A 22,050-nucleotide genomic window follows, 5' to 3' on the forward strand; every position below is an offset into this window, starting at 1 on the left:
GACATTCGTTGATTTTAAAGGAATTGGTTTACTTTCGAACAATAGTAAATTTACTTTCAGGATTCATATTTGTTGGAAAAACCCGCAATTTTTTTACATTATCCGGATCAACTTTATACAGAATAACGAAAGGAAATTTTTTAATAGGAACTTGACGAAAATATTTATAAACCAATTGGAAAAGAAAAGTATTTCGCGATAAATAATCCATTATTTTCTTTATTTCAAAAAGTAACGATTCAGATATTTTAATTGATATTTTTGAATACCAATCGTATCCTTCGGCAATGTCGAATTTGGCATCTTCTTCTATCAAAATTTGATAGTTACTCATTGGGTCGATGCTTCACATAATTTTCAACCTCATCCCAAGTATGAAATACTTCTCTGCCTTGATTTTCTTTTTCTGAAGCAAAATCCAAAGCTTGTTTTTGAATTTCAGATAATTCACTTCTATTTTCAAACCAATCTTCTGGCAAAAGCGCAGCAAGTTTCGCTCTTTCAGAAATACTCAATTCTTGAAAAGCTTCGGCAAGTTGTTCAATAGAAAGATTTTGTGTTGTCGCCATAAATCAAATATACAAAATGAAATGCTACTTTATTCCGAAAACGGCTCCAAAGCCCGAAGCGCTTTATCTACCGAAGAAATTCCTTCAAAAGTTAACAATAACCGCAAGCCGTTGCGGGTTTGTTTTTCTTTCATCGTTACTTTTTGTGGATGGCTTTGCACGTATTGCAGCACTTTTGTGAAAGTTGGACTTTGATAAAAAGCACTTTGTTGGTCCGCTACAAAATAACCAACCATTTTTTTCTGTTTCATTATTAGGCGTTCCAAGCCCATAGAAATCGCAAGCCATTTTATGCGAACGCTGTTTAATAAATCGTCGGCTGGTTTGGGTAATTCTCCAAAACGATCCAGCAATTCTTTTTCAAATTTCTGAAGTTCGGCTTCGTTTTTAAGCTCGTTCAGTTTTGTGTAAAGATTTAATCTTTCTGTAATATTATTGACGTAATCGTCTGGAAACAGCAATTCAAAATCGGTATCGATTGTCATTTCTTTTACGAAACTTTTCTTCGGCCCTTCCGTTTCTTCGTATAGATTCTTAAATTCCTTATCTTTTAACTCTTCAATTGCTTCAGATAGAATTTTTTGATAGGTTTCAAAACCAATTTCGTTGATAAATCCGCTTTGTTCGCCACCCAACAAATCGCCTGCGCCACGAATTTCCAAATCTTTCATCGCAATGTTGATTCCGCTTCCCAATTCTGAAAATTGTTCCAAAGCCGTTATTCGCTTTCGCGCTTCGTCTGTCATCGCAGAATATTCTGGAGTGATAAAATAACAGAATGCTTTTTTATTGCTTCGCCCAACGCGACCCCGCATTTGATGAAGGTCTGAAAGGCCGAAATTATTAGCATTGTTGATGAAAATGGTGTTCGCATTTGGAACGTCCAATCCGCTTTCAATGATTGTTGTGGAAACCAAAACATCAAATTCATTATTCATAAACCGAAGCATCAAATCTTCTAGTTTTTTACCGTCCATTTGCCCGTGCCCAATACCAATTTTGGCATCTGGCACTAATCGCTGAATCAATCCTGCGACTTCTTTAATATTTTCAATTCTATTGTGAACAAAGAAAACCTGACCCCCGCGTGAAATTTCATAACGCACCGCATCGCGAATACTTTCTTCCCCAAAACGAATAACGTGCGTTTCCACAGGATAGCGGTTTGGCGGCGGTGTAGTAATTACCGAAAGGTCGCGCGCAGCCATCAAACTGAACTGCAACGTACGCGGAATGGGCGTCGCCGTTAACGTAAGCGTATCTACATTTTCTTTTATGGTTTTCAATTTATCTTTTACTGCTACGCCAAACTTTTGCTCTTCGTCAATAATTAGAAGTCCCAAATCCTTAAATTCCACTGCTTTATTAACCAATTGGTGTGTGCCAATAACAATATCGAGTTTGCCATTTTTCAATTCCTCCAAAACCGTTCTACGCTCTTTTGCCGTTCTAAAACGATTTAGATAATCCACTTTAACGGGCATTTCAGAAAGTCGTTCAGAAAAAGTTTTAAAATGCTGAAATGCCAAAATAGTTGTTGGCACCAAAACCGCTACTTGTTTATCATTATCAACCGCTTTAAAAGCTGCGCGAATTGCGACTTCCGTTTTTCCGAAACCTACGTCGCCACAAACCAAACGGTCCATTGGGCGCTCGTTTTCCATGTCCTTTTTTACGTCTTCGGTCGCAGAGCTTTGGTCTGGCGTGTCTTCGTAAATAAAAGATGACTCCAATTCGGCTTGCAAATAACTGTCGGGATCAAACGCAAAGCCTTTTAATGTGCGACGTTTCGCATAAAGTTCAATTAAATTGAAGGCAATTTCCTTTACACGCGTTTTTGTTTTTTGCTTTAACTTTTTCCACGCATCGCTGCCCAATTTGTAGATTTTGGGCTCCTTTCCATCTTTACCGTTGAATTTTGAAATCTTGTGAAGACTGTGAATACTGAGATACAAAATATCGCGGTCGCCATAAAAAAGTTTGATGGCTTCCTGCATCTTTCCTTCAACTTCAATTTTCTGCAAACCGCCAAATTTTCCAATCCCGTGGTCAATGTGCGTTATATAATCGCCCACCTCAAGATTGGTAATTTCCTTTAAAGTAATTGCCTGCTTTTTGGCGTAACCATTTTTAAGCTGAAATCTGTGATAACGCTCAAAAATTTGATGGTCGGTGTAACACGCTATCTTTAAATCGGTATCAATAAATCCTTGGTACAGTGGAAAAACAATGGTTTCAAATTGCTCAACATTTTGTTGGGCATCTTCAAAAATATCTTGAAAGCGTTTTGCTTGCTGTTCGCTACTACAAAAAATATAATTTTTTATTCCCTTTTCAGTATTGTCATTTAAATTTTCAATTAGCAAATTAAATTGCTTATTGAAAGACGGTTGTGGCTTTGTTGAAAACGAAATTGTATTAGGATTTGAAATAGAACTATTCCCAATTCTAATTGTTTTAAAACCTTCCAATTGCAACTTCAACAAATCTGAAGTTGCGAATAATTCCGAAGGCTCTGCGCGTTTTATTTCAGAATCTATAGCGTTATAGGCTTCGGTAGCTTTTTTAAATAAATTGTCAATTGCACTACTAAAAAGTTCTTCATTTTTTAAAAAAACCACTGTTTTAGAGGCAATGTATTTTAAAAAACTTTCGCGATTTTCATCTATTCTTTTATTCTCAACATTCGGAATGATTGAAACCTTTTTTACTTGTTCCAAAGAAAGCTGTGTTTCCACATCGAAGGTGCGAATGCTATCTACATCGTCACCAAAAAATTCTATTCGGTACGGTTCATCGTTACTGAAACTGAACACATCCAAGATTCCACCACGGACAGAAAACTCGCCGGGTTCGGTTACAAAATCGGTTCTTTTAAAACGGAACTCAAACAAAAGCTCGTTTACAAAATCTATTGACAATTGGTCATTAACGGCAATTTTTAAAGTATTTCGCTCCAATTCTTTTCGCGTAACCACTTTTTCAAAAAGTGCTTCGGGATAGGTAATGATAAATGCCGGTTTTTTGCGCGAATTTATTCGGTTTAAAACCTCGCTTCGCAACAAAACGTTGGCATTATCGGTCTCCTCTATTTGGTATGGGCGGCGATAGCTTCCGGGATAAAAAAGCACATTTTTATCTCCCAACAGATTTTCTAAATCGTTTAAATGGTAGGCTGCTTCCTCTTTATCGTTTAAAATTAGTAGAAAAGGAACTTCAGTATTCCGAAAAGTTTGCGCCAAAACCATTGAAAGCGCTGAGCCTACAAGGCCTGAAACCGTAATATCGCGGCTTCTACTCCGCTCAGCCACCGAACTTTTTTGGTCATTGAGCGGAGCCGAAATGGCAATAGTTTCCCCCAGTTTTCGTGTTTGCGAAGACCGTGAATAAAATGAAGTAACAATTTTTTTATGCATTGAGCTGCAAATTTAATCCAAACCTAACAGGTCTCAAAGATCTGTTAGGTTTTTAATAGCAACTTTATCATTTTGCTAACACACAGCTCTCAGTTGAATCTGTAATTTTAGTTGAAATTGAATAAAAACAATAAACCTCGAAGATTTATAAAACCTTTGAAGTTGAAGAAATCTCAAAGAATGGCAATAAAAGAATACGATGTTTTTGTAATAGGAACCGGAACCGCGGGGAAAACCGTGGCTTTCGACTGTGCTGCCGAAGAAATGAAAGTAGCAATTGCCGATAACCGTGAATTTGGCGGCACCTGCGCCAATCGCGGTTGTGACCCTAAAAAAGTTTTGGTGGGAATAACGGAAGCTATTCACCTTTCAGAATGTTTGGAAGGTAAGGGAATTGTTACCGTTCCAAAAATAGATTGGGCGGCGCTGCAGGAATTTAAATCTACGTTTACAGATGCGGTACCCGCTTCCACAGAAAAGAAAATAAAAGAAGCTGGAATTGATATGTTTCATCAATCGCCAAAATTTCTCGATGAAAACACGCTTTCAGTTGAAGGCAAAACGGTTAAAGCGAAAAAAATAGTAATTGCAACCGGGCAAAAACCAATGGAACTAAAAATTCCCGGGAGAGAACATTTAATGATAAGCGATGATTTTCTGAATTTGAAAGAGTTGCCCGAAAGCATTGTATTTGTTGGTGCGGGTTATATTGGAATGGAGTTCGCGCATATTGCGGCGCGTTGTGGTGCAAAGGTTACTGTTATTGAATTTGGCGACAGACCACTTCATCTTTTTGAAGCAGCTATTGTGTCGCATCTTACAAAAGCTTCGGAAGAACTGGGTATAAAATTTATTTTTAACGCAAAGGTTTCCGCAGTTGAAAAACTTCAGAAAAATTATAGGGTTTCATTCCAAAAGAACGGCAAAACAGAATCTGTTGATACGCGTATGGTTTTTAATACCGCCGGCCGCGTGCCATCAATTGACAAACTCGATCTTGAAAAAGGATATAAAATTACAGTGGAATATAAAAGCGTTCCCAAATGGTTTAATGCAAAACGCATTAGCGAAAAAGTGTATGCTTATAAAACCATAGTAGATAAGGACCGTAACCTGATTTTAGGGGCGCATATTATTGCTTCGGAAGCTGGAGAAATGATAAACCTTTTTGTTTTGGCAATGTGCGGAAAATTAACCACTGAAAATTTAAAAGCCATGATTTTTGCGTATCCAACTTGGGGAAATGATATTAAGGGAATGGTTTAAAAATGTGAATGAATTTATTTTGTAAAATTCTACGCACGTTTTTACACGATTAGCTCAAAAAAAAGAGGCTACCCTTTACAGATAGCCTCTTTAATTTTATAGTATTCAGAAAAAATTATTGCTTCACAAATCGAACAACGCTCGATTTGCTATCAGAATTAAGTTTTACCAAATACGTTCCGGAAGCTAAACCAGAAACATCAATTTGCCCAACTTTTTGAATTTCGGAAGCGTAAACTTTTTTACCCAAAACATTAAAAATAGTAACCTCATAGTTTGAAGAAACATCGTTTAATGCAATAGTAATTTGCTCTTTAGCTGGGTTTGGATATAATCGGAAATCTATATTTTGAAATTCATCAGTTCCCAAAATAATATTGTCGTAACGAGCTACAAGAATATCAGAAGCGCCGCTATTAAAAGAGTTTCCTGCCAAAATAATTTTATCGTCAGGCTGAAGTGCAATCGCACTTGCGTAATCTTCGCGACCGTTAAAATCTGTGCTTACCATTCCGTCTGTACCAAAAGTGTTGTCCAAACTTCCATCTGTATTAAAACGTGCCATAGCTAAATCGTACACATTATTAAGAATAGTGTAACCAGCAATAATTACTTTTCCATCTGATTGAATCAGCATATCGTCTGAATAGTTAGAGCCATCTACAATACGCGCAATAGCTACACCATCGGTGCCATAGGTAGTGTCTAAAGAACCATCTGCGTTTAAACGCACAACCGCTAAATCATGTTTTAGACCTATATTGCTAATCCATTTATGACCACCGATTAAAATCTTGCCATCGTCTTGTACTGCAACAGCTTCACCGAAATCGTTTCCGCTACCAATGTTAAAAGCAACCATTCCATTGGTTCCAAAAGTATTATCAATAGTACCATCTGCATTTAAGCGAGCAGCAGCAAATTGATAAACAGATCCAATCGCGAATCCACCCAAAACAATCTTACCGTCGGCTTGAAGCGCCAAATCTCTATTATAGCTTGGGAAACCAAATTGAGCCATAGACCAACCATTAACACCAAAACTTGTGTCTATTGTTCCGTCTGTATTAAATCTTGCCACTGTAAAATTATCATCTGTATATCCACCAACTAATATTTTACCGTCATTTTGAATAGCTACTGTTTCAGAAACATCTGTAGAATTGTCGGCGATAGAAATACCATTTGTGCCAAAAGTATTGTCAAATGTTCCATCAGCATTAAAACGAATTACAAATATATCGCCAGTCACATTGTCCCAAGTGTAACCACTTACAACAATTTTTCCGTCGTTTTGTAGTGCAACATCTGTAGCAAATGATTTTACAGGACCTACAGCAACTACCTGCGAGCCGTTGGTTCCAAAAGATGTGTCTAATGTGCCATCAGTGTTGTAGCGAGTGGCAAAAGCCTTGTAATTTGATGCTTCACCGGCCTGACCCACAACAATAATTTTACCATCTGGTTGCACAATAGAACCTTTGGAGTAGTTGTACGTACCATTAACCACGGTGGTTACAAAACCATCGGTGCCAAAAGAAGTGTCTAAAACTCCCGACTGGGCATAAGAAAGGGATGTTACTGCCAAAAGCAGAACTAAAGAATAAAGTTTGTTCATTTTATTAGGTTTTAAAATTTTCGCCGAAGATATCATTTTTTAGTTACCAAACTTCACCAATTCTGGCTTTAATCTCTGTGCCTCAAAGGGATGAGCACAGTTAAAAAATTCGAAAAAAGTAGAAAACAATAATTTTTGAAATACGCTTTCAGAATTATTATCTTAATATTTTAAAGGTTTCTCTTTTTTAAAATGCTTCTTTTACGAATTTTTGAATATGTTAAAAAACACTTCAAAATTAATTTAACACAAATTTAATACAACGTTGGTTCGGTTATGTCCGAACCAATCGTATTTTTGCCGCTTAAATTTTTTGAATTAATTCATATTGTGAGTAAAAAAGAAAAGTTAGTAGAGAGATTAGGGGTGCACCTTGAAAATAAGGAGCAGATAGCACCGTTGGCTGCCCGCATACTTTCAAAACTTATTTTAACCGGAAGAAGAGGGATTACCTTTGAAGATTTGGTTTGCGATTTATGTGCAAGCAAAAGCACAATTTCTTCGCACTTAACCAATTTACAAGCTACTCAACGAGTTACTTACTTTACAAAACCTGGCGACAGAAAAAAATATTTTATCCTTTCGCCAGATGCCATGATTAAGTCGATGACAGAAATGTTACAAAATTGGGAATTAGAAAGTGTACTGCATCGTGAAGTGATGGTTTACAAAGAAGAAATTAATAGTTCATTACCTGAAAATTCCGACGAGAAATTTGAACTTGACTTTCATAAAGATTACATCAGTTTTCTGGAGCAAGCAAGTGCTTCTATTAAAAAATTACGAGAAAAATTAGCCGAAAAAGAATAAAAAATCAACTTATTAAAATCAACAATGAAAAGTAAAAATCTATATTACGCACTTCCCCTAATTTTTGGGTTTTCGTTATTATTAGCTTCCTGCGGAGACAAGAAAAACGCACAGCAGGCACAATTTGGGCAACAAGCTCCAACCTTGCCTGTAGTAAGTGTGCCTACAAAAACCGTGACAGCTTATACTTCATATCCTGCAAGTATTGAAGGAATTGTAAACAGTGAAGTACGGGCTAAAATTTCGGGTTATATAACAGATGTTTTGGTAGACGAAGGTCAAAAAGTAAACAAAGGTCAAACCCTTTTTAGGTTAGAAACCCAAGTTTTAAACCAAGATGCCGCTGCGGCTCGTGCCAATGTTAACGCTGCCCAAGTTGAGGTTGATAAATTGAAACCTTTGGTGGAAAAAAACATTATTAGCAATGTGCAATTGGAAACGGCAAAAGCCAAATTGCAACAGGCCAAAAGCAGTTATAATAGTATTGCTGCAAACATAGATTTTGGAAACATAAAAAGCCCTGTTGATGGTTTTGTGGGATCTATAAATCTTCGGAAAGGTGCTTTGGTAAGTCCATCGTCGCAAATACCTATGACGACGGTTGCAGATATTAGTAAAGTATATGCCTATTTTTCAATGAATGAAAAGGAATATTTAGACTTTATGCAGAATGCCGAAGGAAAAACTATAGAAGAAAAAATAGCAAAACTTCCTAAAGTGCGATTATTATTGGCAAACGGAAGCTTATACGAAGAAGAAGGAACCATTGAAACTATTAATTCACAGGTTAATGCCAATACGGGTTCTATTTCGTTTAGAGCCATTTTCGACAATCCATCTCGAATTTTAACAAGCGGCAACAGCGGAAAAATTCAAGTGCCAAAAACCTATACCGATGTAATTGTAGTGCCACAGGAAGCTACTTTTGAACAGCAAGGGAATATTTATGTGTATAAAGTAGGAAAAGATAGTACGGCTACTTCTTCAAAAATTGGTACTTCAGCGGCAGTTGAAAATCTTTATGTGGTAACTTCTGGATTAGAAAAAGGCGATGTAATTGTTGCAAAAGGTGCAAATAAATTACGTGGTAATTCAAAAATAAATCCACAGGAAATGCCTTTCGATAGCATTGCAAAACCTACCGAAACTTTATTTAGATAACCGTTTCAGAAATAAAAAACCATGATAAAAACATTTATAAATAGACCCGTACTTTCTACGGTTATCTCAATAATTATAGTGATTCTAGGTATTTTGGGACTTACTAATCTTCCCATTACCCAGTATCCAGATATCGCTCCGCCCACTATTCAGGTAAATGCATCGTATCCCGGTGCCAATGCTGAAACAATTCTTGAAAGCGTGATTATTCCGTTGGAAGAACAAATAAACGGGGTGGAAGGAATGACCTACCTTAGCTCTACCGCCACCAATAATGGAACCGCTTCCATTAGTGTATTTTTTGATCAGGATATTGATCCAGACATTGCCGCGGTAAATGTGCAGAACCGTGTGGCACGCGCCAACTCTTTGTTGCCACAAGCCGTACTACAAACTGGGGTTACTGTTTCAAAACAGCAAACTTCGGCATTGATGTTCCTTTCTTTCTATAGCACCAACACAGATTACGACGATACGTATCTTCAAAATTATTTAAAAATAAACGTTATTCCAGAATTACAAAGGGTTAACGGGGTTGGAGATGTAAGCGTTTTCGGTGGAAAGGATTATTCTATGCGAATCTGGTTAAACCCACAAAAACTTGCAGCTTATAGTTTAATGCCATCCGATGTTGTAGCAGCATTGAAAGAACAAAGTCTTGAAGCTGCTGCTGGTTCGTTGGGTGAAAATAACGGAGAAGCTTTTTCGTATACCATAAAATACCCAGGGCGTTACAAAACCGAACAACAATACAGCGACATTATTATAAAAGCTTTGGGCAATGGCGATTTCTTAAAATTGAGCGATGTAGCTAAAATTGAACTCGGTGCACAGTCTTACTCAGGTGGTTCGGTAACAAACGGCTATCCAGCGGTAAATATGGGTATCTTTCAAACTAAAGGTTCTAACGCACAGGAAATTATTGATGCAATTAAACTGGAGCTTGTAAAGGTAGAGCGCGATTTGCCTCAAGGCATTACGTATTATATTCCGTATGATACCAATAATTTTTTGAACGCTTCTATTCAAAAAGTGGTTACTACTTTAGTTGAAGCCTTCCTTTTGGTTTTCCTCGTTGTTTTTATCTTTTTACAGGATTTCCGTTCTACGTTAATACCTGCAATTGCGGTTCCGGTTTCAATTATTGGTACGTTTTTCTTTTTAAATTTATTCGGGTATTCCATAAATCTACTTACACTTTTCGCACTTGTATTGGCAATTGGTATTGTGGTGGATGACGCAATTGTGGTCGTTGAAGCCGTCCACGCAAAGATTGACGATGGCGAAAAAAGTGCCAAAAGAGCATCTGTGAATGCAATGCGCGATATTACGGGAGCAATTGTTTCCATTACCTTGGTGATGTCTGCGGTATTTATTCCCGTTACTTTTATAAAAGGACCAACGGGTGTATTTTATGAACAATTTGGTGTAACCTTAATTGTTGCAATATTAATTTCTGCCGTCAACGCTTTAACCTTAACACCTGCATTATGTGCCTTGTTTTTGAAAGGTCACGACGAAAAACAGAACAGCAACAAACCTGGATTTATTCAGAAATTTTTCAACAGTTTTAACAGAGGGTTTAAAGCTACCGTAGATAGATACGGAAGATCGGTTCATTTTCTGTACAGACATAAATGGATTACCGTCCTCATTTTACTTTTAACAGTAGGTGGTATTTATTGGTCTTCTTCAGTTACAAAAACAGGATTCGTTCCCGATGAAGATCGTGGTATTATTTTTATGAATATGGAACTTCCGGCGGGTTCGTCTATAGACCGAACGCACGAAGTAAACCAAATTCTATATTCTAAAATTAAAAATCTACCCGGAGTTCAAGGTGTATCGCTAATTGACGGACGTAGTTTAATTAGTGGCGCCGGAAGCAACTATGGACTAGGATTTATTAGACTTGACAATTGGAACGATCGAAAAGAAGATTCACTTTCGGCACAAGCAATTACGGGAATGCTTTTCGGGGTTGCAGCACAAATACCGGAGGCACAAATTATTTTCTTCTCGCCACCGAGTATTCCTGGATTTGGTAATTCAGCAGGTGCAGAAGTAAATCTGTTAGACCGTTCCGGCGGAAGTTTTACAGATTTAGATAAAGCCAATCAAGAATTTATACAAAAACTTACCGCACGTCCCGAGATTCAATATGCGCAATCCTCGTTCAACACGCGTTATCCACAATATGAAATGACACTCAATGTGCCATTGGCAAAGGAAGTAGGCGTTTCTGTGCAAAGTATTTTTAATACACTGCAAGGTTATATAGGAAGTATTTTCGCAGCAGATTTTTCCCGCTTCGGAAAACAATACCGTGTTTACGTGCAAGCATTGCCGGAAGATAGAGCCACAGAAAGCGATTTGAACAGTATTTACGTGCGTACTGCCAGCGGCGAAATGACGCCAATAACGCAATTTGTTTCATTAAAAAGGGTTTACGGGCCGCAATCGGTAACGCGTTTCAACCTGTTTAATTCAACAAAAGTAACCGCCGCTTCGGCTCCGGGTTATAGTTCGGGTGATGTAATTAAGGCCGTTGAAGAGGTTACCAAAACCCTTCCGAGTAATTTTGATATTGCATATTCCGGTCTTACTTTAGAAGAAAAAAACGCGGGCAATCAAACAACAACCATATTTATATTATCGTTGGTTTTCGTTTACTTTTTGCTAGCGGCACAGTACGAAAGTTATTTATTGCCTTTCGCTGTTTTACTTTCTTTACCAGTCGGGGTTTTTGGCGCATACATTTCAACACAACTCATGGGCTTGCAGAACAATATCTATTTCCAGATTGCTTTAATAATGCTCATTGGGCTATTAGCCAAAAATGCTATTCTTATTGTTGAATTTGCCCTACAGCGAAGAAAACACGGCGAGTCAATTCTCGATGCTGCGATCGATGGAGCCGAAGCCAGACTGCGACCAATACTAATGACTTCCTTTGCCTTTATTTTTGGGTTGATGCCTTTGGTGTTCTCAAGTGGCGTGGGTGCAGCAGGAAACCGATCTATTGGTACCGGTGCGGTTGGCGGACTATTTATTGGTACTGTTTTAGGCGTATTTGTGATTCCAATTCTCTTTATTCTCTTTCAATGGTTGCAAGAAAAAATGTCTGGCGCACCAACAGATAATCAAGAGATTTCCGAAGAACATTTAGTTGTTGAAACAGGTGATAAATTAATTGAAAATAACGAAAACAATGAATAATCAAATAAATTCATTTTTAAAAGATTCAAAAATCAAACAGATGAAAACAAATAGAATTTATTCATTCCTGTTGGTTCTAAGTATTCCGTTTATCTTAGTTTCATGTTTTGCGGCAAAAGATTACGAACGACCACAAGTAGTAAACGAAGCCAATTACAGAACCGATAATCTTCCAGTAGACACCTTAACTATTGCTTCACTTTCTTGGAAAGAATTGTTTACAGATCCCATACTTCAAAATTATATTGAAGAAGGACTGCAAAACAATATGGATATTCGCGTTGCGCTTCAGCAAATTCGAATAGCTGAAGCATACGTAAAACAGGGCAAGGCTGGTTATTTTCCTTCGTTAAGTGGCAAAGCGCAATACACCCATCAGGAATTGCCAGCTACAAATCAATTTGGCGATATTTCTTCAATTGGACAATACGAATTAAGCGCCGGTCTTTCTTGGGAAGCCGATATCTGGGGAAAAATACGCAGTAATCAACGTGCTTTTCAAGCCTCGTATCTGCAAAGTTTTGCAGCGCACCAAGCCGTAAAAAGTAGATTGATTGCAAATATCGCATCGGTTTATTACCAATTGCTGGCTTTGGATGAACAAATAAAAGTTACCGAAGAAACCATAAATACGCGTTCCAGAGGTTTGGAAACAACCCAAGCTTTAAAAGAAGCCGGAAACGTTACCGAAGTAGGTGTAAAACAGACCGAAGCACAATTGTACAACGCCCAAGGAATTTTAATCGATTTAAAAAACCAAGCGCGTTTATTAGAAAATACAATGTCCATATTAATGGGAAGCGCGCCGCGAATGGTTGAACGCGGGAGTTTAGAAAATCAAAACTTAGAAGTGGCTTTAAAAACCGGTGTTCCCGCTCAATTACTTCGAAATAGACCCGATGTAATTGCTGCCGAATACAGTTTGATGAATGCCTTTGAGCTTACAAATGTAGCGCGTGCTAGTTTTTACCCATCGTTAACGCTTTCGGCGACGGGCGGATTTCAAAATATGGAAATTGATAAACTTTTTAGCGCTAACTCGTTGTTTGCAAGTATAATTGGTGGTTTAACGCAGCCTATTTTCAACAAGCGTCAAATTCGTACACAATACGAAGTTTCGCAAGCAAAACAAGAACAGGCATATTTAGATTTTAGATATGCCATTATCAATGCCAGTAAAGAAGTTTCGGATGCACTGTACAGCTACGAAGCAGCCACCGAAAAAATTGCGGTTAAGGAGAAAGAATTTAAAGCCTATACCCTCGCGACCGATTTTTCTGAAGAGCTTTTAAACAACGGTTTCGCAAATTATTTAGAAGTATTGACAGCGCAGGAAAACGCGCTAAATTCCAGTTTAAATTTAATTAATGCAAAGAATAGCCAACTGCAATCCATCGTAGATTTATACGAAGCTTTGGGCGGCGGCTGGCAATAGTTTTTTCATAGTTTTTTTATTGTTGATAGTTGAAAATCTGTCTTGAATTTTTCAAGGCAGGTTTTTTTTTAGCATAACGGAAAACCCTTCCCCGCCCATCATTAATAGAGTGCAGGGTGCTTGGTCAGAAAGCTTGTACGTTTATCGACGAAGTAATAGTTCAATGATTTAACTTTGACAAAGTTTAAAACATTATCAAAGTTGAATTATATACAAATTGAAATCTGCGCAAATAGTTTTGAAAGTGCCAAAGCCGCGCAACTTGCAGGCGCAAACCGAATAGAACTTTGCACCGAACTTTCGGTGGGCGGTCTTACGCCAAGCCACGGTTTAATTGAAAAAGTGATTTCAGAATTAAATATTCCTACCCACGTTTTAATTCGTCCGCGAAGTGGAAATTTCACCTATTCCGAAGATGAATTTGATGTGATGCTGCGCGATATTGCATTCTGTAAAAAGTTGGGTTGTGCAGGAATTGTAAGCGGATTTTTAACTTCGGAAAACAAAATTAATTTAAAAAAAACGAAACAAATGATAACCGCTTCCGAAGGAATGGAATTCACTTTTCATCGAGCGTTTGATTGGGTTGAAAATCCTTTGGAAGAACTTCAAAATCTAATGGATCTAAAAGTGGATAGATTACTTTCTTCAGGTCAAAAACCTACAGCAATCGAAGGGATTTCACTGCTGAAAGAACTTCAAAATATTTCAAAAGAAGAAATGGAAATTATGCCCGGCGGCGGAATCAATGTAGAAAATGCCTTGAAATTTAAAGAAGTTGGATTTAGAAGTATTCATCTTTCGGCAACAAACAAAAAGCAAGTACTTACGAAAAAACCGAAAGTTTCTATGCACAGCGATTCTTTTTTTGAAGAGGGAATTATTGCAACATCAAATGTCGAAACAATTGTGAAAATTTGTCAACTTTTGGATTAGCAAACTGCCAACTGTTACTTTCTTCAAATCCAATTTTTAAAAGGGTTTTTACTCAATTGCGAATTGTAGTATTTAATATTGCCGGTAACTTCCTCACCCAGCCATTCGGGTTTTGAAAAAGGTTCATTTTCTGAACCTAGTTCTATTTCGGCTATAATTAATCCTTCGTTTTCACCTTTAAATTCATCCACTTCAAAAGTATGGTCTCCGCTTGAAACTTCGTAACGTGTTTTTTCTATAATGCCCGGTTCACAAAGGTGAAGCAAATCTTCGGCTTCAGAAAGTGAGATTTGTTTTTCCCATTCAAAACGCGAAAGACCCGACTTGTTAGCTTTGCCCTTTACAGTTAGAAAACCGTCATTTGCTCGTGTTCGAATTCGTACCGTGCGCTCCGGATTTGCATTTAGAAAACCTTGTACAATGTGCGTGCGTTTGTGGGCTTCATTTTTAAAAGCTTCTGAAGTCACTAAAAATTTACGTTCTATTTCCTGCATTTATTTTGAATATAAAAACGTTTCAATTAACAATCCCTTTAATTTTTTCTGATGTAATAATTTGTTCAGAATAACCATCTTTAGCTAAAACAAGCATCGCTTTGGCAATGGTTTCGGCTTTAATCATTTTGTATTTCTTCGGAATTAAAAATCCAATAGTTTTCATAAAAAAAGTCGCAATTTCTTCGCCCAATCGGCTTTCGTTTCGGTCACCAACAATTAATGAAGGCTGAAGAATATACGTGTTTTCAATGTTTTGTTGTAAAACATCACGTTCCATTTCGCCTTTTACTTTATTGTAAAATATACTGCTTTTTTCATCTGCCCCCAATGCTGAAATTACGATAAACTTTTCAATCCCGTTTTGTTTTGCAAGTTTTGCAGCGGCAACGGGTATGCCGTAATCAATCTTTTTATAGATTTCTTTGTCGGGTGTTTTGGCTTTTGTGGTGCCAATACAGCAGAAAACAACATCTGCTTTAAATGCTTCGGAATGAGCTTCCAATTGAAACATATCTATTAGATGTTCTTCAATTTTTGGGGAATTGTTTTCTACGGAACTCCTAGAAAAAAGTTTTATTTTTTCAAAGGAAGCATCTGTTAAAAGCTTCTCTAATAAAATACTTCCTGTGAGTCCTGTGGCGCCTAAAATGATTGCTGATTTCATAGTCTAAATATACCAACAAGGTTTTGAAAACCTTGCGGGAAGTTAATAAAACCTCAAAGGTTTTCAAAACCTTCGGGGATAGGAATTCAGGTTTTTGAAACCTGTTAGGTTTTGATTACTTAAAAGACAGTAAATTTACCGTATGCTAAACGAAATGCCCTTGCGCAAAATTATCCACATAGACATGGACGCTTTTTATGCGTCTGTTGAGCAGTTGGACAATCCTGAATTGCGCGGAAAACCGTTGGCGGTGGGCGGAAGTTCTGCCCGCGGGGTGGTGGCAGCTGCAAGTTATGAAGCTAGAAAATTTGGTATTAGAAGCGCGATGAGCGGCGCGATGGCTATAAAACTTTGTCCCGAATTAATTTTTGTAAAAACCAATTTTGACCGCTACAAAGAGGTTTCAAAACAGATTAGACAAATATTTTTAGAATTTACCGATTTGGTGGAGCCACTATCGCTAGATGAAGCCTACTTGGACGTAACCGAAAACAAGAAAGGCAATCCCAGCGCCACGATGATTGCTGAAGAAATTCGAAAAAGAATAAAAGAAGTAACTGGCTTAAATGCCTCTGCGGGAATTTCCATCAATAAATTCGTTGCAAAAATAGCAAGCGACATCAACAAACCCAACGGGCAAAAAACATTGGGACCGGAGGAGGTTGAGCCGTTTTTAGAAACGCTGGATGTGAAGAAATTTTACGGCGTAGGGAAAGTAACGAAGGAAAAAATGTATCGTTTGGGCATTTTTACCGGGAAGGATTTAAAAGAAAAATCGCTCGAATTTTTGGAGGAAAACTTCGGAAAAAGCGGTGGCTTTTATTATAAAGTGGTTCGCGGAATTCATAACAGCAAAGTAAAACCCACACGAATTCAAAAATCATTGGCAGCGGAACACACGTTTTCTGAAAATATCTCTTCGGAAATTTTTATGATGGAAAGACTTGATGAAATTGCTTCCGAGGTTGAAAATCGTTTAATTCGAAGCAAAATTGCAGGAAAGACTGTAACCTTAAAAATTAGATATCGCGACTTCACATTACAGACGCGCAGTAAAACGATTCCACAGTTTATTTCTTCCAAAGAATTGATTTTAAATGTAGTTAAAGAATTGTTATATCAGGAAAAAATGAAGGAGTCGGTACGGTTGTTGGGAATTTCAATTTCGAACCTAAACAACGAAACTTCAAAGAAAAAGGAAGTTTTAAAAGAATCAATTGATGTGCAATTGAAGCTCGAATTTTAGTCCCACCTTGAAAAGAGAGGAACTCAGCTCCACTTCTAGATTATTGAGCGTAGCCGAAGAATGGAGGGGTTGGAGAGGACATAAAACCGAAAATTTTATATGAAAAAAAGACTACGTATCTTTAAACTAATTTAAAACTTCAGCTTATGAAAACCGTAGCTTTTTCCATCCTTGCCCTTGCAGGTTTCACCTTTCTATTTTCCTGTAAAAACGACGCCAAAACTAACGAAGAAACACAAACTGTTGTAACAGATTCCATCCCTACGGAAACTGCGCCCGATGCTTTGTATGTTACTGCTGTAAGTGGTTTGACCTTGCGGGAATTTCCCAATCTGCAAAGTGCGAAACTTACCGTAATGCCTTTGGGTACGAAAGTGAAAATTGTAAATGCCGAAGGAAAAACAACGATGAATGTAGGCGGAATTGATGGCGCAATGGACGAAGTGGAATTCAACAACCAAAAAGGGTTTGCCTTTAACGGTTTTCTGTCGAAATTTTTCCCTCCCGGGGAAGATGCTTCGGCAAAGCTTTATGCTGAAGAATTGAGAAAGGATTTTCCGAAGGTAAGCTATTCCGAAGCTACGGGCGGAACGGCGAGCAAGCCCACCAAAACCGAAACATTAATACTCCCTACAAACAAATGGCATGAAGCGTTTTTTACGGCGCAGCAGCTTTTTGATATTCCGCGGCAGTTTGCTTTTCCGAACCCAAAGGGAGCCAATAGCGAAACGCAACAAAATAACGATAAAAAGAAGGGCGATTTTATTAGCGAACTTCAAATTTCCCGAAACGAAAATGTGCTTCAGAAAATAGTGTACTTTTACAAAACTACCGGGTTTGGCTATACCGTAACCATTACCGAGGAAGCGGAGGGGATGAAACTGGAAAAGGTGGAGGTGGCGGATTAAAACTATTAACTTTGACAAAGATTTGGACATTGTCAAAGTTTAAATTTGGACGATCTCAAATTTTGAGGCCGTCTTTTTACACAAAAAAATATGATAAGATATTTATATATAATTGCCATTATCCTACTTAGCTTTAAAAGTTTTGCACAATTTGGCCCCCAACAAATAATTACCCAAACTGCAAATGGAACCCAAATAATAGTAGCAGCAGATATAGATGGCGATGGAAATTCAGATTTAGTATCTGCAAATAAATTTGGCAATTCAATTACGTGGTATAAAAACTTGGATGGCCTTGGAACTTTTGGTTCAGAAAATTTGATTGCTACTTTAAACGAAACGACATTCGTTTCTGCTGCTGATATTGATGGAGATGGTGATATTGATCTGATGGCTGTTGCATATTTTATTGATTCGGTAGTTTGGTATGAAAACTTAGATGGTAATGGGGATTTTAGCTCTCAAAAAATAATAAGTGATCAAGCGGATGGAGCATCTTCCTTGAGTATAGCAGATATAGATGGTGATGGCGACATGGATATAATATCAGCTTCAGATTTTTTAGGTTTGGCATGGTATGAAAACCTGGATGGGCAAGGGAATTTCAGCACTACTAAAATTATTGACAATACAATTAGCAATTCGCGTTCTGTTGTAGCAGTGGATATGGATGATGATGGGGATGTGGATATTCTAGGTAATTCATCTGATACAGAAAGGATATTTTGGATAGAAAACATGGATGGAATTGGTACTTTTGGTATACGTCATTCCATTAATGAGATTGGATCTTATTCAAATGTCATCTTTGCCGCTGATGCCGATGGCGATGGCGATATGGATGTTTTTTCAGCATCACCAGGGGATAATGAGGTGGCTTGGTACGAAAATTTGGATGGCTTGGGCAATTTTGGCCCAAAAAGCACGATAACCGATACCTTGGAAAATGCTTGGACGGTTTTTGCAGCCGATCTAGACAACGATAGGGATATTGATGTATTGGCAACTAGTGTTGAAACTTTTGGCGGAGAAATTGTCTGGTTCGAGAATTTGGATGGGCAAGGAAATTTCAGCACGAAAAACACGATCAGTACCGAAGTGCAATCGCCCCGTTCCGTTATAGCAGCAGATATTGATAATGACGGCGATATGGACGTGATAGCTTCTTCCCAAAACGATGACAAAATAGCGTGGTATGAAAACCTGACCATTTTAGGTGTTGAGGTAAACCAAATCGATACCATAAAGATCTACCCAAACCCTACTGATGGTTTACTCTATATAGATGCTAACACCGAAAGTATTATAGGCGCTGCGGTTTTTGATATTTTGGGCAAAAAGGTGCTTCAATTGCAAGGAAACAAGCAACAAGTGGATATTTCGAGCCTTGAAAGCGGTATGTATTTTTTAAACCTAAAAACCGAAAGTGGGCAATTCAACCAAAAAATAATCAAGAAATAGCATTTTCAACTTTGACAAAGTTCAAAACTTTGTCAAAGTTTAAATTTACATTACCTGCGACACACGTAGCGTATTTACCATTCCCTTATCTACAATGGGCATAGCCGCAAGATTGATTAAATAATCGCCCTTGTGTACAAAGCCGCTTTCAAAAGCTATACGGTTTACGTCTTCCACGGTTTCATCGGTACTTACGTATTTATCGTAATAAAACGCCTTTACGCCCCAAAGTAAATTTAAGCGGGCCAGAATGCGTTTGTTGCTGGTAAAGGCCAAAATATGCGCTGAAGGCCGCCAGGCCGAAATTTGGAAGGCGGTATAACCACTATTGGTTAGAGTACAAATGGCCTGTGCCTCAATCTCGTTGGCCATAAGTGCAGCGTGATAGCAGATAGATTTTGTGATGTATCGATTGGTCTTTATTTGTGGTGGCTCTTGGGGTACGCGTATCAATTCAGAATTTTCTACGCTTTTTAATATTTTGGCCATGGTTTTAATTACGGCCACAGGATAATTACCCACAGAAGTTTCACCAGAAAGCATTACGGCATCGGCGCCGTCCATCACGCTGTTTGCCACATCGTTCACTTCGGCACGGGTTGGTGTAAGCGAGGTTATCATCGTCTCCATCATTTGGGTGGCAATGATTACCGGGATGCGCGCTCGTTTTGCGGTAAGCACCAATTCTTTTTGAATAAGCGGCACTTCCTCGGCAGGCACTTCTACGCCCAAATCGCCACGAGCTACCATTAATCCGTCGCAATAGGCAACAATTTTGTCAATATTCTGGACCGCTTCGGGCTTTTCAATTTTGGCAATGATGGGTATTTTGTATTCTGAATGGGCTTCAATAAGTGCCTGTAATTCTTTTAAATCTTCGGCGTGGCGTACAAAGGAAAGTGCCATCCAATCTACTTTTTGTTCAATTGCGAAAACAGCGTCTTGTTTGTCTTTTTCGGTAAGGGCCGGAAGCGAGATATTGGTATTGGGCAAATTTACTCCTTTTTTGGAACGCAACGGCCCGCCTTGGATTACCATAACTTTTACTTCATCCTTATTGTTTGTATCGAGTACTTCAAAAATTAATTTTCCATCGTCTAATAGTACCCTTTCACCTTTATTTACATCTTTAGGAAAGTTGTCATAATTCATATAAACTTTTTTCCTATTGCCTTCAAATTCTTCGCCGGTACAGAAAAATAGTTCGTCGCCCGGTTGTACTACCACTTCTTCCTTCATCATTCCAACGCGCAGTTTAGGGCCTTGTAAATCGGCCAAGATGGCTACGTGGATATCTAATTCTTCCGAAAGTTCGCGTATGGTAACAATTGTATTTTTAACCGTGCTGTATTCGGCGTGTGAGAAATTTACTCTAAATACATCTACGCCTTCCAAGATCATATGTTTAATAACTTCTCTCGACGCTGTAGATGGCCCAAGTGTGGCAACTATTTTTGTTCTTTTTTGGTTTAACATTTAATCGAAAATTAAATTGTTTTTAGATTTTATATTGTCTATTTCAACCGAATAGGCAGAAATAACTTGTTTAATTTCATTTAATTCTGAAAGTATCTTTTTTAAGGGTACTGTTTCAAAATCTGAATAGATTTTTAAAAAATAATCTACTTGTTTTAATTCGGGCAACAAATAATGTATGCTAGATTTTTCGGTTACCAATTCGGCAAAAAGCCCTCCCGAGCTTTGTAAACTTGCTCCAACCGATTTACATTTATTAGCAACTAAATAAAAGTGAGTGTACTTTTGAACATCTTCAAACTCAAACAAAGGAAATGTAATTAATAATCCTTCGGTTGAAAAATCTAAATCTGAACGTTTTCGGTGCAATCTCATATCGAGATGTTTATTCAGTAAAAACGCCAGTTTATAATCTTCTTCACTGCAATGAATTGCTATAAGTGTAAAAGGTTCTTCAAAATCGTCGTCTAAAATTAATTTATGATTTGCCATCTAACTTATTGTTTGGCTGGCAGAACTTAAGTAGCTGCCATCTCATGCAAAAATAAACAACTTTGCAAGCATAAACTAAGATTGCAAGTTGGTTGGCTTAAATTTGACAGAAATATAACGTTTACGGTTAAGGTTTTTCAGAATCTACCTTAATGTGAAGTTTATAAAACGCTCTTTTCGCGGCTCGCTCTTCGGCTTTTTTCTTTGAAGTGGCGCGGGCTTTGGCTACAATTTCGTCGTCTAATTTTAATCGAACGGCAAAGTGTTTTAATTCGTCTTTACCGGTGTCTTCGTAAATTTCAAAGTTAAAATCCTTTTTGTTTTTTTGGCACCACTCAATAAAAAGGCTTTTATAGCTAATAACCTTCCCTTCGAGTTTTTTAATATCTACGTAGGGTTTAATCACTCTTTTTTGAATGAATTTTTCGCAGTATTTAAATCCGCGATCCAAATAAATAGCGCCTACCAATGCTTCAAATACATTGCCGTAAATATTACCGCTAAATTGTTGCGTTGGAATTGTAGTTTTTAAAAATTTTATCAAGTTTAAATCGCGGCCTAATTCGTTTAGGTGCTCGCGACTTACTACTTTACTTCGCATTTTTGTTAAGTAACCCTCGTTGCCATCTGGTACTTTTTTAAACAAGTGGGCTGCGATTACCGCGCCAAGCATAGCATCGCCTAAAAATTCGAGTCGTTCGTAATTTTGGGGTAAGCCGCTCGGGTTTTTTTCGTTTGTTGAACGATGGGTAAATGCGGTTTGGTAAATTGTTAGATTTTTTGGCTTAAACCCTAATATTTTCTTTAGGGAATTAAAAAATTCCCCGTTTCGCTCTGGACGGGAAGAAAATATGTTTTTAATAGAAGCCATTTAAT

At 37.8% G+C, this 22,050-nt stretch carries 18 protein-coding genes; 9 read left to right on the forward strand and 9 right to left on the reverse strand.

Annotated features, from left to right (window positions below; translation table 11 throughout):
- Nucleotides 1-28: 28 nt before the first annotated feature.
- From K8089_RS13105 to mfd, 3 genes are read right to left on the reverse strand one after another with little or no spacing between them, the layout of a single operon-like run.
- Nucleotides 29-334 carry a type II toxin-antitoxin system RelE/ParE family toxin gene (locus tag K8089_RS13105; protein ID WP_237603748.1) on the reverse strand — a complete coding sequence of 102 codons (306 nt, stop codon included), beginning with the start codon at nt 332-334 and terminating at the stop codon, nt 29-31.
- The gene (locus K8089_RS13110; protein WP_237603749.1) at nt 327-569 is read right to left on the reverse strand and encodes a hypothetical protein; all 243 of its coding nucleotides are present in this window, start codon (nt 567-569) and stop codon (nt 327-329) included. The genes K8089_RS13105 and K8089_RS13110 overlap by 8 nt, the downstream gene beginning before the upstream one ends.
- Nucleotides 570-598: 29 nt before the next feature.
- A complete protein-coding gene (gene mfd / locus K8089_RS13115) occupies nt 599-3,985 on the reverse strand; it encodes a transcription-repair coupling factor (protein ID WP_237603750.1) in 3,387 nt (1,128 codons plus the stop codon).
- 162 nt (nt 3,986-4,147) lie between these two features.
- Here mfd and K8089_RS13120 point away from each other — a divergent pair, with 162 nt between their 5' ends.
- Nucleotides 4,148-5,251, forward strand: coding sequence for a dihydrolipoyl dehydrogenase family protein (locus tag K8089_RS13120; RefSeq protein WP_338149259.1), 1,104 nt, complete (start codon nt 4,148-4,150; stop codon nt 5,249-5,251).
- Between the two features lie 115 nt (nt 5,252-5,366).
- Here the strand turns inward: K8089_RS13120 and K8089_RS13125 are convergent, their stop codons facing one another.
- Nucleotides 5,367-6,869 carry a T9SS type A sorting domain-containing protein gene (locus K8089_RS13125; protein WP_237603751.1) on the reverse strand — a complete coding sequence of 501 codons (1,503 nt, stop codon included), beginning with the start codon at nt 6,867-6,869 and terminating at the stop codon, nt 5,367-5,369.
- 276 nt (nt 6,870-7,145) lie between these two features.
- Here K8089_RS13125 and K8089_RS13130 point away from each other — a divergent pair, with 276 nt between their 5' ends.
- From K8089_RS13130 to K8089_RS13150, 5 genes are all read left to right on the forward strand, one after another.
- A complete protein-coding gene (locus K8089_RS13130; protein ID WP_237603752.1) occupies nt 7,146-7,679 on the forward strand; it encodes a GbsR/MarR family transcriptional regulator in 534 nt (177 codons plus the stop codon).
- A 24-nt stretch (nt 7,680-7,703) separates the two neighbouring features.
- Nucleotides 7,704-8,840, forward strand: a complete 1,137-nt coding sequence (locus K8089_RS13135) for an efflux RND transporter periplasmic adaptor subunit (RefSeq protein WP_237603753.1) — start codon at nt 7,704-7,706, stop codon at nt 8,838-8,840.
- A gap of 21 nt (nt 8,841-8,861) precedes the next feature.
- On the forward strand, nt 8,862-12,059 hold the full coding sequence (locus K8089_RS13140) for an efflux RND transporter permease subunit (RefSeq protein ID WP_237603754.1): 3,198 nt from the start codon (nt 8,862-8,864) through the stop codon (nt 12,057-12,059).
- 40 nt (nt 12,060-12,099) lie between these two features.
- Nucleotides 12,100-13,494: an efflux transporter outer membrane subunit gene (locus tag K8089_RS13145; protein ID WP_237603755.1), complete on the forward strand. Its 1,395-nt coding sequence runs from the start codon at nt 12,100-12,102 to the stop codon at nt 13,492-13,494.
- Between the two features lie 210 nt (nt 13,495-13,704).
- A complete protein-coding gene (locus K8089_RS13150) occupies nt 13,705-14,430 on the forward strand; it encodes a copper homeostasis protein CutC (protein WP_237603770.1) in 726 nt (241 codons plus the stop codon).
- Between the two features lie 23 nt (nt 14,431-14,453).
- Here K8089_RS13150 and K8089_RS13155 read toward each other — a convergent pair whose 3' ends face one another.
- Both K8089_RS13155 and K8089_RS13160 read right to left on the reverse strand, forming a co-directional pair.
- Complete coding sequence (locus K8089_RS13155) at nt 14,454-14,924, reverse strand: CYTH domain-containing protein (RefSeq protein WP_237603756.1); 471 nt, start codon at nt 14,922-14,924, stop codon at nt 14,454-14,456.
- A gap of 22 nt (nt 14,925-14,946) precedes the next feature.
- Nucleotides 14,947-15,591, reverse strand: coding sequence for an NAD(P)H-binding protein (locus tag K8089_RS13160; RefSeq protein WP_237603757.1), 645 nt, complete (start codon nt 15,589-15,591; stop codon nt 14,947-14,949).
- Between the two features lie 142 nt (nt 15,592-15,733).
- On the opposite strand from K8089_RS13160, the gene dinB reads away from it, so the two are divergent.
- The 3 genes from dinB to K8089_RS13175 all read left to right on the forward strand — a co-directional run bounded on the left by dinB (nt 15,734) and on the right by K8089_RS13175 (nt 19,206).
- Complete coding sequence (gene dinB, locus K8089_RS13165) at nt 15,734-16,837, forward strand: DNA polymerase IV (protein ID WP_237603758.1); 1,104 nt, start codon at nt 15,734-15,736, stop codon at nt 16,835-16,837.
- 146 nt (nt 16,838-16,983) lie between these two features.
- Nucleotides 16,984-17,745, forward strand: a complete 762-nt coding sequence (locus K8089_RS13170) for an SH3 domain-containing protein (RefSeq protein ID WP_237603759.1) — start codon at nt 16,984-16,986, stop codon at nt 17,743-17,745.
- Between the two features lie 90 nt (nt 17,746-17,835).
- Nucleotides 17,836-19,206, forward strand: coding sequence for a T9SS type A sorting domain-containing protein (locus tag K8089_RS13175; RefSeq protein ID WP_237603760.1), 1,371 nt, complete (start codon nt 17,836-17,838; stop codon nt 19,204-19,206).
- Between the two features lie 45 nt (nt 19,207-19,251).
- On the opposite strand, the gene pyk is transcribed toward K8089_RS13175, so the two are convergent.
- From pyk to rnc, 3 genes are all read right to left on the reverse strand, one after another.
- The gene (pyk, locus tag K8089_RS13180; RefSeq protein ID WP_237603761.1) at nt 19,252-20,682 is read right to left on the reverse strand and encodes a pyruvate kinase; all 1,431 of its coding nucleotides are present in this window, start codon (nt 20,680-20,682) and stop codon (nt 19,252-19,254) included.
- Nucleotides 20,683-21,174: an IPExxxVDY family protein gene (locus tag K8089_RS13185; RefSeq protein ID WP_237603762.1), complete on the reverse strand. Its 492-nt coding sequence runs from the start codon at nt 21,172-21,174 to the stop codon at nt 20,683-20,685.
- 127 nt (nt 21,175-21,301) lie between these two features.
- The gene (gene rnc / locus K8089_RS13190; RefSeq protein WP_237603763.1) at nt 21,302-22,045 is read right to left on the reverse strand and encodes a ribonuclease III; all 744 of its coding nucleotides are present in this window, start codon (nt 22,043-22,045) and stop codon (nt 21,302-21,304) included.
- Between the last annotated feature and the right edge of the window lie 5 nt (nt 22,046-22,050).

Source organism: Aequorivita vitellina, assembly GCF_022008365.1.
Taxonomy (GTDB): Bacteria; Bacteroidota; Bacteroidia; order Flavobacteriales; family Flavobacteriaceae; genus Aequorivita; species Aequorivita vitellina.